Consider the following 14631-nt stretch of genomic DNA (forward strand, 5'->3'; position numbering starts at 1 on the left):
AGGATGATTATATGCATAAAAGAATCTACTTATCTCCCCCTCACATGAGCGGCAGAGAGCAGCACTATATTTCAGAAGCCTTTCGCTCAAACTGGATTGCGCCACTGGGGCCTCTTGTGAATACATTTGAAGAACAACTGGCTGAACGCGTCGGCGTAAAAGGGGCGGCTGCGGTCAGCTCTGGAACGGCGGCGATTCATCTGGCGCTGCGTTTGCTTGAGGTAAAAGAAGGAGACTGTGTGTTTTGCCAGTCCTTCACATTTGTGGCGACCGCCAATCCGATTTTATATGAAAAAGCGGTGCCCGTCTTTATTGATTCTGAGCCTGATACGTGGAATATGTCGCCGAAAGCCCTTGAAAGAGCGCTGGAGGATGCGAAAAGAAACGGAAAGCTGCCCAAAGCGGTCATTGCCGTCAATTTATATGGGCAAAGCGCGAAAATGGATGACATCATAAGCCTGTGTGACGCATACGGAGTTCCTGTCATTGAGGACGCAGCCGAATCTCTCGGCACAGTATATAAAGGGAAGCAAAGCGGGACATTCGGGCGCTTCGGCATTTTTTCATTTAACGGGAACAAAATCATCACCACATCGGGTGGCGGGATGCTCGTTTCAGACGATGAAGCCGCCATTGAAAAAGCACGATTTCTCGCTTCGCAGGCAAGAGAGCCGGCTGTACATTATCAGCACAGCGAAATCGGACACAATTACAGACTGAGCAATATTCTCGCTGGCGTAGGCATTGCCCAGCTTGAAGTGCTGGATGAGCGGGTGGAAAAAAGAAGGTCTATTTTTACGAGATACAAAAATGCGCTCGGTCACATAGACGGCGTCCGCTTTATGCCGGAGTATGCAGCAGGCGTATCCAATCGCTGGCTTACCACGCTCACACTTGATAACGGGCTGAATCCATATGACGCGGTTCAGCGTCTTGCTGAAGAAAACATTGAAGCGCGGCCGCTGTGGAAGCCGCTCCATACCCAGCCGCTGTTTGCGCCGTCTTTATTTTATTCTCATGAAGGTAATGGGAGCATATGCGAAGATCTTTTCAAGCGAGGGATCTGTCTCCCGTCTGGGTCAAATCTGACGGAAGAAGAACAAGACCGGGTCATTGATGTGCTAGCACACTTATTCCAAACTGCCGAGGTGAAGAAATGGACAGCAAGCATTCGATGATCAGCCTGAAACAGAAACTGTCCGGGCTGCTCGATGTCATTCCGAAACAGTCCGAGATCATATATGCCGACTATCCTCTATACGGAAATGTAGGGGATTTATTTATTATGAAGGGAACAGAAGCATTCTTTAAAGAACATGGGATCCGGGTCAGAAAACGCTGGAATCCCGACAATTTTCCAGTTGGACGAAAGCTGGATCCGAACCTCATCATCGTCTGCCAGGGAGGCGGCAACTTCGGGGACTTGTATCCGTATTATCAAGGCTTTAGAGAGAAAATCGTCCAAACCTATCCGAACCACAAAATCGTGATTCTGCCGCAATCAATTTATTTTCAAAACAAAGACAATCTCAAACGGACAGCGGAGATATTTTCTAAACATGCGAATCTCCACATCATCACAAGGGAAAAAGCCTCCTATGCAACAGCACAGGCTTACTTTACAAGCAATCATATTAAGCTTCTGCCTGATATGGCTCATCAGCTGTTTCCCGTAGTTCCAACGCTGCAGCCGATTAATCAAAAGCTAAGATTTATCAGAACAGATCATGAAGCAAACAAGGAGCTTCAGGAAGACGCAAAAGCGGAAAGCTACGATTGGCGCACGGTGCTGTCAGCTTCAGACCGCCGGACGATCGCTTTTCTGCAAACGCTGAACGTTTTGAACAAAAAAGCGGGCAACCCTCTGCCCATCGCGTATATATGGGAAAAATACTCGGATTATATCGTTAAAAAAGCGATTCGGTTTTTCAGCCGTTACGAATCGGTAGAAACGTCAAGGCTGCACGGCTACATCTTGTCTTCTCTTCTTCAAAAAGAAAACACGGTCATTGATAATTCCTACGGGAAAAACGCCAATTACTATCACACCTGGATGGAAGGCGTGCCGGACACCCGACTCATCCAGAACGTCTCAAAGAAGGAAAACCTTCCTGCTCATATGTGAGCGGAAGGTTTATTTTGATTCTCCCCGTTTGACTTTGTTGTACGCTTCATCTAAATGCTGAATCCGTTTCAAGACGACTGCGTTTTTCGTCAGCTGGTCCTGCACAAGCGTTGAGACAACGGAACGGTAGTAGCTGTTCATCGCGTGGATTTTATCCTCAGACTGATTCATTTCAATATGCTGTTTGAAATTCTCAATAAAATAAGGTACGGAAAAAAGTTCAGACATTTCTTTGGCAGCTCCTTTTTCATAAATGTATACGGTGTGATCTCAATCATGTACAATGAAGAAAGGGGAGTGAGCAAGATGGATATGAAACTTCAGCAAGTACAAGTATTAAAGCCTCAACTGACACAGGAGCTCAGGCAGGCCATCACGCTGCTTGGCTATCATTCGGCAGAACTCGCCGAATACATTGATGAGCTCTCACTGGAAAACCCTCTTATTGAACGAAAGGAATCAGACACACCGCCACTATCTTACCATAAAATAAACAAAAACAGGATGAATGCACAGGAAGCAGGCCTTCAATTAAGTGATCCGCAAAAAACATTGCAGGATGTGTTAAAACAGCAGTCACTTGATATGAATCTGACAAACTCCGAAAAAAAGATTTTCAATTATCTGATTCATTCGCTTGATTCGAACGGGTACTTGGAAGAAGAAGTGGAGGAGGCAGCACGGCGACTATCGGTTTCAATCAAGGAAGCGGAAGCTGTTTTGGCAAAACTCCAGTCGTTAGAGCCGGCTGGAATCGGCGCAAGATCTCTGCAGGAATGTATCCTTCTTCAATTACAGCGGCTGCCGAACAGAAATGAACAAGCGGAAATGCTTGTTTCAGCTCATTTTGATGCTTTCGCGCAAAAAAACTGGAAAGCGCTTTCAAAAGAAACGGGAATTCCGCTTCATACCATTCAAGATATCTCTGATGACATCGCAGCTCTTCATCCAAGACCGGGCCTTCTATTTGCCCGGCCAGAGCAAGATGTGTATATCGAGCCTGACATTTTTATCACCGTGAAAAACGGGCACATCGCAGCGGAGCTGAATACCCGCTCGTTTCCAGAGATAGACCTGCATCCGCAGTACAGAACGCTTTTATCGTCCGGCTCCTGTCAGGATACCGCCTCTTATTTATCTGCGAAATATCAGGAATGGCGCTGGCTGAGCCGCGCGCTGCGACAGCGAAAGCAGACGATCACGAGAATCATAAATGAACTGATCACACGGCAAAAGGATTTCTTTCTGAAAGGACGAAGTGCAATGAAGCCGCTGACTCTCAGGGAGGTAGCGGACTGCCTAAGCCTTCATGAATCAACTGTGAGCCGGGCAATTAAAGGGAAAACGATGCAAACGCCGTACGGACTGTTTGAGATGAAACTCTTTTTCTCAGCAAAAGCCGAGGCTTCAGGAGATGGAGATGCGTCTAACTATGCAGTCAAAACGCATCTTGAAGACCTGATCAATCAAGAGGACAAAACAAAACCGCTCTCAGATCAAAAGCTAGCTGATTTGCTATATGAACAGCACGGCATCCAAATCTCCAGACGAACCGTGGCAAAATACCGCGATCAAATGAACATTCCGTCATCGGCGTCGAGAAAACGGTATAAATAAAATCCTCCCTTGACGGGAGGATTTTTTTACGGAATCATCCAGCTGAACACATGATGCTGCAAAAAGGTGATGATACAAACGAGCAGCAGCAAAAACAAGCTGTGCTTAATCGTAAAGCGGAAAAGATCTGATTCCTTTCCGGCGAGTCCTACCGCAGCGCACGCTACCGCAATTGACTGCGGCGAAATCATTTTTCCTGTGACACCGCCTGATGAGTTGGCAGCGACAGACAGAACCGGGTCCATGCCGACTGATAATGCGGTGACTTTCTGCAGGTTGCCGAACAGCAGGTTGGCAGAAGTATCTGAGCCGGTAATGAAGACGCCGAGCCAGCCGAGAACAGGCGAGAAGAAGGTAAACATTGAACCTGTTAGCGCGAGTGTCATCCCGAGTGTCGTGCTCATTCCAGAGGAATTGGTGACATAGGCAAAACCAACGACAGAAGCAATGGTCAAAATCGGAAACTTCAGCTCTTGGATCGTTTCCTGAAAAACAGCTCCCCAGTTTTTCCACGAAATCGCCGTGATGAACTTTGACAGCACAGCGGCAATCAATATCGCGGTGCCGGCCGAACCAAGCACCTCGAGCTTGTAAACCGCTTCAATCGGCGCACCGTCAGCATTGACAATTTGATTGTTCAAAAAAGGCACACCGGGGGCAAAAGTCAATTTTTCTCCAACAGCATTCAGCCACTTCAAGAAAACAGCGGAGCCTTCATAATGCCCGGTCAGCGCCGATTTGACAGATGGAATGCCCCATACAGAAATCATCACTGTCAGCAGCAGAAATGGCGACCAGGCCTTGAATATCTGTCCGCCGCTGTACGCAGGTGCTGCTGAATTTGTTTTCGCCGTTTCAATCGCAGCGGCCGATTCCTGTTCACTGGCAAACCGAAATGTTGTTTTTGGCTTCCACCATTTTAAAAACACAGCAAGTGCAGCCATCGAAACCAGAGCGGACAAAACATCCGGCAGCTCAGGCCCTAAAAAATTAGAACTGAGATATTGAACAACAGCAAAGGAAACACCGGAAACGAGAATCGCCGGCCAAACTTCAAAGGCTTTCCTGAACCCACTCATGATAATGATTAAATAAAGAGGAATAAATACGGATAGAAACGGCAGCTGCCGCCCGACCATTTGCGAAATCTCCATCGCCGGAATCCCTGTCGGCCCTTCTACAGCTGTAATCGGAATCCCAATCGCCCCAAAGGCCACAGGGGCTGTATTGGCGATCAAACAGATTCCCGCCGCATAAAGAGGGTTAAAGCCGAGACCGACCAGCAGCGCGGCAGAAATGGCGACCGGCGCCCCGAAGCCCGCCGCTCCTTCTAAAAAAGCACCGAATGAGAAAGCGATCAGAAGCGCCTGAAGCCGGCGGTCATCGGTAATCGAGAGAACAGAGCTGCGAATAATATCAAACTGTCCCGTTTTCACAGTGATTTTATACAAAAAAACAGACGTTACAATGATCCAGCCGATCGGCAAAATCCCGTATACGGCTCCTTGTGTAGCGGACATCAGCGCTTTTTCCGCCGGCATCCGATAAACCAATACAGCAATCACAAGCGCGATCCCCAAGGTGGACAAGCCCGCTGTATACCCCTTCATCCGTTTAATCGCGAGTGCCCAAAAAAAGAAAATAATCGGTACAAGTGCGGCAAGCGCTGATAAAAGCAAATTTCCCCCTATAGGCGTAAATGCCTGTGTCCATTGCATCCCAAACCCCTCCTTGAAACATAAACCGGCGTTATATGTAAGCGGTTTCTAAAGATGATATGATCATCTGATGACTGGGTAATAAGACCAGTTACCTAGCATTATATTTTGAAAAAAATCAAAGTACAAGACTTTTTGACAAAATTGTCAAAATCTTTTGGTGGCCCCCAAAACAGAGTATAATAGATCGTAACCAGCCAGACCTACAAGTTACGGGGTGAATTGCATTGAAATACAAACAGATTAAAACAAAGAAAATATATGAAGAAGTGGCGGATGCATTATTAGATATGATCAAAACCGGCGAATTGAAGCCGGGAGATAAATTGGACTCCGTTCAGGCGCTTTCTGAAAGCTTTCAAGTCAGCCGCTCAGCGGTCCGCGAAGCACTTTCTGCATTAAAAGCGATGGGGCTTGTCGAGATGAAACAGGGAGAAGGCACGTACTTGAAGGAATTTGAACCGAATCAAATTTCTCAGCCGCTCTCAGCCGCGCTTCTTATGAAAAAAGAGGACGTCAAGCAGCTGCTCGAGGTCAGAAAACTGCTTGAAATCGGCGTGGCGTCATTAGCTGCTGAAAAAAGGACGGAAGAGGATCTCGAAAGAATTCATGCTGCGTTAAAGGAAATGAGCAGCATTGAAGCGGACGGGGAGCTGGGCGAGAAAGCAGACTTCGCATTTCATCTGGCGCTTGCTGACGCTTCCCAAAATGATCTTCTCAAACATTTGATGAATCATGTTTCATCATTGCTGCTGGAAACGATGAGAGAAACACGGAAAATCTGGCTGTTTTCCAAAAAGACCTCAGTTCAGCGGCTTTATGAGGAGCATGAACGGATTTACAAGGCCGTGGCAGCACAGGATGGAGCGCAGGCGGAGGCTGCCATGCTGGCGCATTTGACGAATGTGGAAGATGTGCTTTCGGGATATTTCGAGGAAAATGTGCAATAACCAACTCATTTCCCGGGCAATTCTGCCGGTGCCGCATGATACAAACAACCGAGACTGAGCCGCAAATGGTTCAGTCTTTTTACATGATGCAGTAAGGGCCTTGTGCACTTGACATTTACGGAAAAGGAAGTAAAATGTTTTACTAAAATGAACGGCAAGCTGAATAATGGAGGCAGATGCAATGGCGACAATTAAAGATATCGCGCAGGAAGCGGGATTTTCGATTTCAACCGTTTCCCGCGTTTTAAATAACGATGAAAGCCTTTCTGTTCCTGATGAGACACGGGAGAAAATCTATGAAGCGGCAGAAAAGCTCAATTACCGCAAGAAAACAGTAAGGCCGCTAGTGAAACATATTGCGTTTTTATATTGGCTGACAGATAAAGAAGAATTAGAAGATGTCTATTTTAAAACGATGAGATTAGAGGTAGAGAAACTGGCGAAAGCATTCAATGTCGACATGACCACTTATAAAATATCGGATGGAATCGAAAGCATTCCTGAACATATCGAAGGGTTTATTGCCGTCGGCACATTTTCTGATCAAGAGCTGGCTTTCCTCAGAAATCTCACTGAAAACGGCGTCTTTATCGATTCAACTCCTGATCCAGATCATTTTGACTCGGTAAGGCCTGATTTAGCCCAAATGACAAGAAAAACGGTAAACGTCCTGAGCGAGAAGGGGCATAAGACCATCGGGTTTATCGGCGGCACATACAAAAATCCCAACAACAATCAGGATGAAATGGACATCCGCGAACAAACCTTCAGATCCTATATGAGGGAAAAAGGCATGCTGGACGAGCGGTATATTTTCTGTCATCGCGGGTTCTCTGTGGAAAACGGGTACCGCCTGATGACAGCAGCGATTGACACATTAGGTGATCAGCTCCCGACCGCTTTTTTGATCGCGGCGGACCCGATTGCAGTAGGCTGTCTGCAAGCCCTGAATGAAAAGGGAATTGCCATACCGAACAGGGTGAGCGTTGTGAGCATCAACAACATCAGCTTCGCAAAGTATGTCTCGCCCCCTCTGACAACGTTTCATATTGATATACATGAATTGTGTAAAAATGCTGTTGAAATGCTGCTTGAACAAGTGCAAGACAAAAGAAGAACGGTAAAAACATTATACTTGGGGGCGGAATTAATCGTCAGAAAGAGTATGAATTAACAATGGCTTAGGAGACTAAGTCATTTTTTATTTAGGTAAAAAAATTTACTGATGGAGGTAAATAGTTTGTTTACACATTTTCTCGGGCGTGCTATATTATTTTAAAAGCGCTTTCATTCATATGAAAAGGGTGACAATCAATGAAAATGGTAAAAAAGTGTTCCGTACTCATGCTCTGCTCGGCTGTCAGTTTATCCTTGGCGGCTTGCGGCCCAAAGGAAAGCAGCAGTGCCAAATCAAGTTCAAAAGGGTCAGAGCTTGTCGTGTGGGAGGATAAAGAAAAGAGCATGGGCATTAAAGACGCCGTTGCTGCGTTTGAAAAAGAGCATGATGTAAAGGTTAAAGTCGTGGAAAAACCGTATGCCCAGCAGATTGAAGATTTGCGGATGGACGGACCGGCCGGCACGGGGCCTGACGTGTTAACAATGCCAGGTGACCAAATCGGAACGGCTGTGACGGAAGGATTACTTAAGGAATTACATGTCGAAAAGGACGTTCAATCGCTCTATACTGACGCTTCCATTCAGTCTCAAATGGTAGATCAAAAGCTTTATGGGCTGCCTAAAGCGGTCGAAACGACAGTGCTTTTTTACAACAAAGATCTCATCTCAGAGAAGGAATTGCCGCAAACGCTGGAAGAGTGGTACGACTATTCTAAAAAGACAGCTGACGGAAGCAAGTTTGGATTTTTAGCCCTGTTCGATCAAATTTATTACGCGGAAAGTGTGATGAGCGGATACGGCGGATACATTTTCGGTAAGAATCAAGACGGCAGCTATAACCCGTCTGACATCGGGATCAATAATGAAGGCGCTGTTAAAGGTGCGGCGCTGATTCAAAAGTTTTATAAAGAGGGTTTATTCCCGGCAGGCATTATTGGAGAACAAGGGATTAATGTGCTGGAATCACTGTTCACAGAAGGAAAAGCCGCCGCGATTATTTCGGGCCCGTGGAATGTAGAAGCCTTTTCGAAAGCAGGAATCAATTATGGCATAACGAAACTGCCGAAGCTGGAAAATGGGAAAAACATGAGCTCCTTTATCGGCGTCAAAAGCTACAACGTCAGTGCGTTTTCAAAGAATACAGAGCTGGCGCAAGAATTAGCCGTTTTTCTCGCGAACGAAAAGAATTCTAAAACACGATATGAACAAACGAAGGAAGTCCCTGCTGTGAAATCCTTAGCCAATGACCAGGCTATTATGAAAAGCGAGGCGGTACGGGCTGTTACTGAACAATCCCGCTTCTCAGAGCTGACGCCGAATATCCCGGAAATGAATGAAATATGGACGCCGGTTGATTCGGCATTACAAACGATTGCAACAGGAAAAGCGGATCCCAAACAAGCATTGGATCAAGCAGCTGAAACGGCCAAAGGACAAATCAAGGCAAAGCACAGCGGAAAATAAAGAGAAAGCTAGATTCGTATGGTAAGAGAGGTGAAAACGGTGCAGCATCGTCAAATCGCTTTGTTCCTGTCAATCATCCCGGGGCTGGGGCAATTTTATAACAAGCAATGGATAAAAGGTTTTGTCTTTCTTTTCTTAGGCGCATCGTTTTTTGCGGTCTTTGGAGATCTGCTCAATATGGGGTTTTGGGGAATCTTTACTCTGGGAACAGAAGTGCCGCGGGATAATTCCGTGTTTCTCCTGGCGGAAGGGATTATCGCTGTGATTGTGACCTGCTTTGGCCTTGCGGTGTATTATGCGAATCTTCGCGATGCGTTTCAAAGCGGAAAACGGCGTGATGAAAACAAGCCGTTGGGTTCCCTAAAGGAACAATACCAAAATATCATTTCTCAGGGCTATCCTTATGTTGTCAGCGGCCCATCTTTGTTTATTTTAATATTCGCCGTGGTTTTTCCGATCTTGTTCAGCTTTGCATTAGCTTTTACAAACTATGATTTGTACCATTCCCCTCCTGCTAAATTAATCGATTGGGTCGGTTTTCAAACCTTCTCAAACATCTTCACAGTTGATATTTGGAGGTCGACTTTTTTTGATGTGCTGGCTTGGACGGTGGTTTGGACACTTGCCGCATCCACACTGCAAGTCAGTTTAGGGATTTTTCTCGCGATCATTGTCAATCAGAAAGACATTCGTTTTAAACGCTTTTTCCGGACGATTCTGATTTTGCCCTGGGCCGTTCCCGGATTTGTTACGATTTTAATTTTTGCAGGGCTGTTTAATGACAGCTTCGGCGCGATGAATCACGACATCTTGGCTTTTTTCGGGATAGAGCCTCTTCCGTGGATGACAGATGCCAATTGGTCTAGGCTTGCGCTGATTCTCATGCAGGGCTGGCTCGGGTTTCCGTACATCTTTCTTGTCTCAACAGGCGTGTTGCAGTCGATCCCGGACGATCTGTATGAAGCAGCCACGATTGATGGCGCTTCTGTCTTCGCAAAGCTGAGATACATCACGCTTCCAATGGTGTTCATTGCCATGGCTCCGATTATCATTACTCAGTTTACGTTTAATTTTAATAACTTTAATATTATCTATCTATTCAATGGCGGCGGTCCGGCTGTCACCGGATCAACAGCTGGCGGGACAGATATCCTCGTTTCGTGGATTTATAAATTGACAATGCAGTCCAGCCAATATTCACTCGCCGCAGCTTTAACGATTTTATTATCTGTGTTCGTCATTTCCATTGCGTTGTGGCAGTTCAGACGGACGAAGTCTTTTAAAGAGGAGGCATGAGGCATGCTGGCAGATATGAAGGTCAGAAAATATATCCGTCTCCTTTTCTCTTACTTGTTGTTAGCCTGTATGACGGTCATCATTGTTTATCCTCTCCTTTGGACGGCAGGCGCTAGCTTTAACCCCGGCAACAGCTTGATCAGTACATCCATCATTCCGAAGCATCCGACATTCGACCATTACAAGGAATTATTTGCGGGCAAAGAAAGCCTTCAATATGTGCAGTGGTATATCAACTCAATGAAGATTAGCCTGTTTACGATGGCGGGGTCTTTGATCTGTGTGACTTTTACCGCCTATGCGTTTTCGCGGTTTCGATTTAAAGGGAGGAAATACGCTTTAACTCTCTTTTTATTGCTGCAAATGATTCCCCAGTTTTCGGCTTTAATTGCCTTGTTTGTATTGGCGCAAATCTTGGGGATGATCAATAGCCACTGGCTGTTAATCTTGCTTTATATCGGCGGCCTGATCCCGATGAATACGTATTTGATGAAAGGGTACATGGATTCCATCCCGATGGATTTAGACGAAAGCGCCAAGATTGACGGGGCCAGCAGCACAAGAATCTTCTTCCAGATCATTCTGCCATTATCAAAACCGATGGCGGCAGTGGTCGCTATGAACGGCTTTACCGGCCCGCTCGGAGATTTTGTGCTGTCCTCAACGATATTGAGAACGCCTGAATCATATACATTGCCCGTCGGCCTATTCAATTTAGTGAACGATGTCATGGGGGCCAGCTATACGACATTTGCGGCCGGAGCCCTGCTCATCAGCATCCCGGTTGCCGTCATCTTTATCATGCTGCAAAAGAATTTTGTGTCCGGATTAACTGCAGGGGGAACGAAAGGCTAGGAGAATAAGGAGGAGAATATGATGTCGAAGCTTGAAAAAACGCACGTAACAGAAGCAAAATTTATGCTCCACGGAGGAGACTACAATCCTGATCAGTGGCTTGATCGGCCCGATATTTTAGCTGATGATATCAAGCTGATGAAGCTTTCTCATACGAATACGTTTTCTGTCGGCATTTTTGCATGGAGCGCGCTTGAGCCGGTGGAGGGCGTATACCAATTTGAATGGCTTGATGATATTTTTGAACAGATTCACAGTATAGGCGGCCGGGTCATATTAGCAACACCAAGCGGAGCCCGTCCTGCCTGGCTGTCGCAAACCTATCCTGAAGTTTTGCGTGTCAATGCTTCCCGAGTCAAACAGCTGCACGGCGGAAGGCACAACCACTGCATCACATCAAAGGCCTACCGTGAAAAAACACGCCACATCAACCGGTTATTAGCAGAGAGATATGGCAATCATCCGGCGCTGTTAATGTGGCATATTTCAAATGAATACGGAGGAGATTGCCACTGCGAACAATGCCAGCATGCTTTCAGGGAGTGGCTGAAATCAAAATATGACAACAGCCTCAAGACATTAAATCATGCGTGGTGGACTCCTTTTTGGAGCCATACATTCAATGACTGGTCACAGATTGAAAGCCCTTCGCCGATCGGTGAAAATGGCTTGCACGGCTTGAACTTAGACTGGCGCCGGTTCGTCACCGATCAAACGATTTCGTTTTATGAAAATGAAATCATTCCGCTGAAAGAACTGACGCCTGATATCCCTATCACAACGAACTTTATGGCTGATACACCGGATTTGATACCGTATCAGGGCATCGACTACAGCAAATTTGCGAAGCATGTCGATGTCATCAGCTGGGACGCTTATCCGGTCTGGCACAATGACTGGGAAAGCACAGCTGATTTAGCGATGAAGGTCGGCTTTATCAACGACCTGTACCGAAGCCTGAAGCAGCAGCCTTTCTTATTAATGGAGTGTACGCCAAGCGCAGTCAATTGGCATAACGTCAACAAGGCGAAGCGCCCGGGCATGAATCTGCTGTCGTCCATGCAGATGATTGCCCACGGTTCGGACAGCGTTCTCTATTTCCAATACCGTAAATCACGCGGGTCATCAGAAAAATTGCACGGGGCAGTAGTGGATCATGACAATAGCCCGAAGAACCGGGTCTTTCAAGAAGTGGCCAAAGTCGGCGAGACATTAGAACGGCTGTCCGAGGTTGTCGGAACGATGAGGCCCGCTGAAACCGCTATTTTATATGACTGGGAAAATCATTGGGCGCTCGAGGATGCTCAGGGGTTTGCGAAGGCGACAAAACGTTATCCGCAAACGCTTCAGCAGCATTATCGCACATTCTGGGAACACGATATCCCTGTCGACGTCATCACGAAAGAACAAGATTTTTCACCATATAAACTGCTGATCGTCCCAATGCTGTATTTAATGAGCGAAGACACCATTTCCCGTTTAAAAGCGTTTACGGCTAACGGGGGCACTTTAGTCATGACGTATATCAGCGGAATTGTAAATGAGCATGATTTAACGTACACAGGCGGATGGCATCCGGACCTGCAGGCTATTTTCGGGATTGAGCCTCTTGAAACCGACACGCTGTATCCGAAGGATCGAAATGCTGTCAGCTATCGCAGCCAAACATATGAAATGAAGGATTATGCAACGGTGATCGATGTCAAGACCGCATCAGCAGAAGCGGTGTATCAAGAAGATTTTTATGCGCGTACGCCAGCGGTGACAAGCCATCAATATCAGCAGGGAAAGGCGTATTTTATCGGTGCGCGTTTGGAAGATCAATTTCATCGGGATTTCTATAAAGGACTGATCACAGACCTGTCGCTTTCTCCTGTTTTTCCGGTTCGGCACGGAAAAGGCGTCTCCGTACAAGTGAGGCAGGATCAGGACCATGATTATATTTTTGTCATGAATTTTACGGAAGAAAAGCAGCTGGTCACGTTTGATCAGAGTGTGAAGGATATGATGACAGGAGAAATCTTGTCAGGCGACCTGACGATGGAAAAATATGAAGTGAGAATCGTCGTAAACACACATTAGGCTGATGCTCCGCTCGATTTGGGCGGATTCTTTTTTCTTGTATATTTGAAAACGCTTACTTTGGAGAGAGGGGTGGAATCATGAGAAGCAGAGTGAAAATGTTCTTTGCGGCTGTTATCGTGTGGAGTGCATTCAGTTCAACGGGATATGCCGCTGCCATTGAGGGGGAGAAACATGTACCAGAGCTTCAGACAGATGAGCTTTTCGTTAAAAAAGTAGAGGGTATGAACAAGGATTTTATCAAAGGGGCAGATGTGTCCAGTGTTATTGCTTTAGAAAACAGCGGCGTCACCTTTTACAATACAAGCGGAAAACCTCAGGACATCTTTACAACCTTAAAACAAGCTGGCGTCAACTATGTTCGCGTCCGCATCTGGAATGACCCATATGATTCAAATGGCAACGGGTATGGAGGAGGAAACAATGATATCCAAAAAGCCATCGAAATCGGAAAAAGAGCGACAGCGAACGGAATGAAGGTGCTGGCCGACTTTCATTATTCTGATTTCTGGGCCGATCCTGCGAAACAGAAGGTGCCCAAAGCTTGGACGAATCTCAGCTTTGAAGCTAAAAAAGCAAAGCTCTATGAGTATACGAAACAAAGCCTTCAAAAGATGATCAAGGAAGGCGTCAACATCGGCATGGTTCAAGTCGGAAATGAAACAACAGGGGCATTTGCCGGCGAAACCGATTGGGCGAAGATGAGCCAATTGTTTAACGAAGGAAGCCGAGCGGTCAGGGAAACAAACCGCGGCATTCTGGTCGCACTGCATTTTACCAATCCTGAAACGACTGGAAGGTATTCATTTATTGCAGAAACACTACGCAAAAACAAAGTGGATTATGATGTGTTTGCCAGCTCGTATTATCCTTTCTGGCACGGCACAGTACAGAATTTGACCTCCGTGCTGAAGGCTGTCGCTGATACGTACGGCAAAAAAGTTATGGTCGCGGAGACATCATACACCTATACCGCTGAGGATGGCGACGGTCATGAAAATACAGCGCCAAAAAGCGGGCAGACGCTGCCATATCCAATGTCCGTTCAAGGCCAGGCAGATGCGATAAGAGATGTGATGCAGGCTGTAGCAAATACGGGCACGGCAGGACTTGGCGTTTTCTATTGGGAGCCTGCGTGGATTCCAGTCGGGCCGAAAACGCAAATAGAGAAAAACAAAGTGTTATGGGAAACGTACGGGTCAGGCTGGGCCTCCAGCTACGCTGCCGAATACGACCCTGAAGATGCCGGGAAATGGTATGGGGGAAGCGCTGTGGATAATCAAGCTTTGTTTGATTTTAACGGACACCCGTTGCCTTCCTTGCAGGTGTTTCAATATGCGGAGTCAGGACATAACCCGAAAAAACGCTGAAACAGAAAATCCATGAGATGTAACAAATCATTGTTATG

At 46.4% G+C, this 14631-nt stretch carries 12 protein-coding genes; 10 read left to right on the forward strand and 2 right to left on the reverse strand.

The genetic code is table 11. The annotated features are described in order from the left end of the window. Window positions 1–11: 11 nt before the first annotated feature. Window positions 12–1178, forward strand: coding sequence for a DegT/DnrJ/EryC1/StrS family aminotransferase (locus tag LWH95_RS00745; RefSeq protein WP_232918761.1), 1167 nt, complete (start codon window positions 12–14; stop codon window positions 1176–1178). Then, on the forward strand, window positions 1157–2125 hold the full coding sequence (locus tag LWH95_RS00750; protein ID WP_232918762.1) for a polysaccharide pyruvyl transferase family protein: 969 nt from the start codon (window positions 1157–1159) through the stop codon (window positions 2123–2125). Before LWH95_RS00745 ends, LWH95_RS00750 begins: the two co-directional genes overlap by 22 nt. A 9-nt stretch (window positions 2126–2134) precedes the next feature. Here the strand turns inward: LWH95_RS00750 and yvfG are convergent, their stop codons facing one another. Beyond that, complete coding sequence (yvfG, locus tag LWH95_RS00755) at window positions 2135–2353, reverse strand: protein YvfG (RefSeq protein WP_003235267.1); 219 nt, start codon at window positions 2351–2353, stop codon at window positions 2135–2137. Window positions 2354–2431: 78 nt separating this feature from the next. On the opposite strand from yvfG, the gene rpoN reads away from it, so the two are divergent. Continuing rightward, on the forward strand, window positions 2432–3742 hold the full coding sequence (gene rpoN, locus LWH95_RS00760) for an RNA polymerase factor sigma-54 (protein ID WP_232918763.1): 1311 nt from the start codon (window positions 2432–2434) through the stop codon (window positions 3740–3742). Window positions 3743–3768: 26 nt separating this feature from the next. Here the strand turns inward: rpoN and lutP are convergent, their stop codons facing one another. Beyond that, a complete protein-coding gene (lutP, locus tag LWH95_RS00765; protein ID WP_104010192.1) occupies window positions 3769–5460 on the reverse strand; it encodes an L-lactate permease LutP in 1692 nt (563 codons plus the stop codon). A gap of 227 nt (window positions 5461–5687) precedes the next feature. Here lutP and lutR point away from each other — a divergent pair, with 227 nt between their 5' ends. The 7 genes from lutR to LWH95_RS00800 all read left to right on the forward strand — a co-directional run bounded on the left by lutR (window position 5688) and on the right by LWH95_RS00800 (window position 14593). Beyond that, entirely contained in the window at window positions 5688–6410 is a 723-nt protein-coding gene (gene lutR / locus LWH95_RS00770) for an L-lactate utilization/bacilysin biosynthesis transcriptional regulator LutR (protein ID WP_269802248.1), read from the forward strand. Window positions 6411–6591: 181 nt separating this feature from the next. Further along, entirely contained in the window at window positions 6592–7584 is a 993-nt protein-coding gene (gene ganR / locus LWH95_RS00775) for a galactan degradation operon transcriptional regulator GanR (protein WP_232918764.1), read from the forward strand. A 140-nt stretch (window positions 7585–7724) separates the two neighbouring features. Beyond that, a complete protein-coding gene (ganS, locus tag LWH95_RS00780) occupies window positions 7725–8990 on the forward strand; it encodes an arabinogalactan oligomer ABC transporter substrate-binding protein GanS (RefSeq protein ID WP_232918765.1) in 1266 nt (421 codons plus the stop codon). A gap of 39 nt (window positions 8991–9029) precedes the next feature. Then, the gene (ganP, locus tag LWH95_RS00785) at window positions 9030–10286 is read left to right on the forward strand and encodes an arabinogalactan oligomer ABC transporter permease GanP (protein ID WP_133485949.1); all 1257 of its coding nucleotides are present in this window, start codon (window positions 9030–9032) and stop codon (window positions 10284–10286) included. 3 nt (window positions 10287–10289) lie between these two features. After that, the gene (gene ganQ, locus LWH95_RS00790; RefSeq protein WP_232918766.1) at window positions 10290–11141 is read left to right on the forward strand and encodes an arabinogalactan oligomer ABC transporter permease GanQ; all 852 of its coding nucleotides are present in this window, start codon (window positions 10290–10292) and stop codon (window positions 11139–11141) included. Window positions 11142–11159: 18 nt separating this feature from the next. After that, on the forward strand, window positions 11160–13223 hold the full coding sequence (gene ganA / locus LWH95_RS00795; protein WP_232918767.1) for a beta-galactosidase GanA: 2064 nt from the start codon (window positions 11160–11162) through the stop codon (window positions 13221–13223). 80 nt (window positions 13224–13303) lie between these two features. Next, window positions 13304–14593: an arabinogalactan endo-1,4-beta-galactosidase gene (locus LWH95_RS00800; RefSeq protein WP_032731636.1), complete on the forward strand. Its 1290-nt coding sequence runs from the start codon at window positions 13304–13306 to the stop codon at window positions 14591–14593. The last annotated feature ends 38 nt before the right edge of the window (window positions 14594–14631 follow it).

The sequence above is a fragment of the Bacillus sp. G16 genome, assembly GCF_021282335.1.
GTDB classification, from domain to species: Bacteria; Bacillota; Bacilli; order Bacillales; family Bacillaceae; genus Bacillus; species Bacillus inaquosorum.

What these genes read in the sequence shown, in the direction of transcription:
- LWH95_RS00745 (WP_232918761.1), top strand. Translation starts at nt 12, where the DNA reads ATGCATAAAAGAATCTACTTATCTCCCCCTCACATGAGCGGCAGAGAG.
- LWH95_RS00750 (WP_232918762.1), top strand. Translation starts at nt 1,157, where the DNA reads ATGGACAGCAAGCATTCGATGATCAGCCTGAAACAGAAACTGTCCGGG.
- yvfG (WP_003235267.1), bottom strand. Translation starts at nt 2,353, where the DNA reads ATGTCTGAACTTTTTTCCGTACCTTATTTTATTGAGAATTTCAAACAG.
- rpoN (WP_232918763.1), top strand. Translation starts at nt 2,432, where the DNA reads ATGGATATGAAACTTCAGCAAGTACAAGTATTAAAGCCTCAACTGACA.
- lutP (WP_104010192.1), bottom strand. Translation starts at nt 5,460, where the DNA reads ATGCAATGGACACAGGCATTTACGCCTATAGGGGGAAATTTGCTTTTA.
- ganR (WP_232918764.1), top strand. Translation starts at nt 6,592, where the DNA reads ATGGCGACAATTAAAGATATCGCGCAGGAAGCGGGATTTTCGATTTCA.
- ganS (WP_232918765.1), top strand. Translation starts at nt 7,725, where the DNA reads ATGAAAATGGTAAAAAAGTGTTCCGTACTCATGCTCTGCTCGGCTGTC.
- ganQ (WP_232918766.1), top strand. Translation starts at nt 10,290, where the DNA reads ATGCTGGCAGATATGAAGGTCAGAAAATATATCCGTCTCCTTTTCTCT.
- ganA (WP_232918767.1), top strand. Translation starts at nt 11,160, where the DNA reads ATGATGTCGAAGCTTGAAAAAACGCACGTAACAGAAGCAAAATTTATG.
- LWH95_RS00800 (WP_032731636.1), top strand. Translation starts at nt 13,304, where the DNA reads ATGAGAAGCAGAGTGAAAATGTTCTTTGCGGCTGTTATCGTGTGGAGT.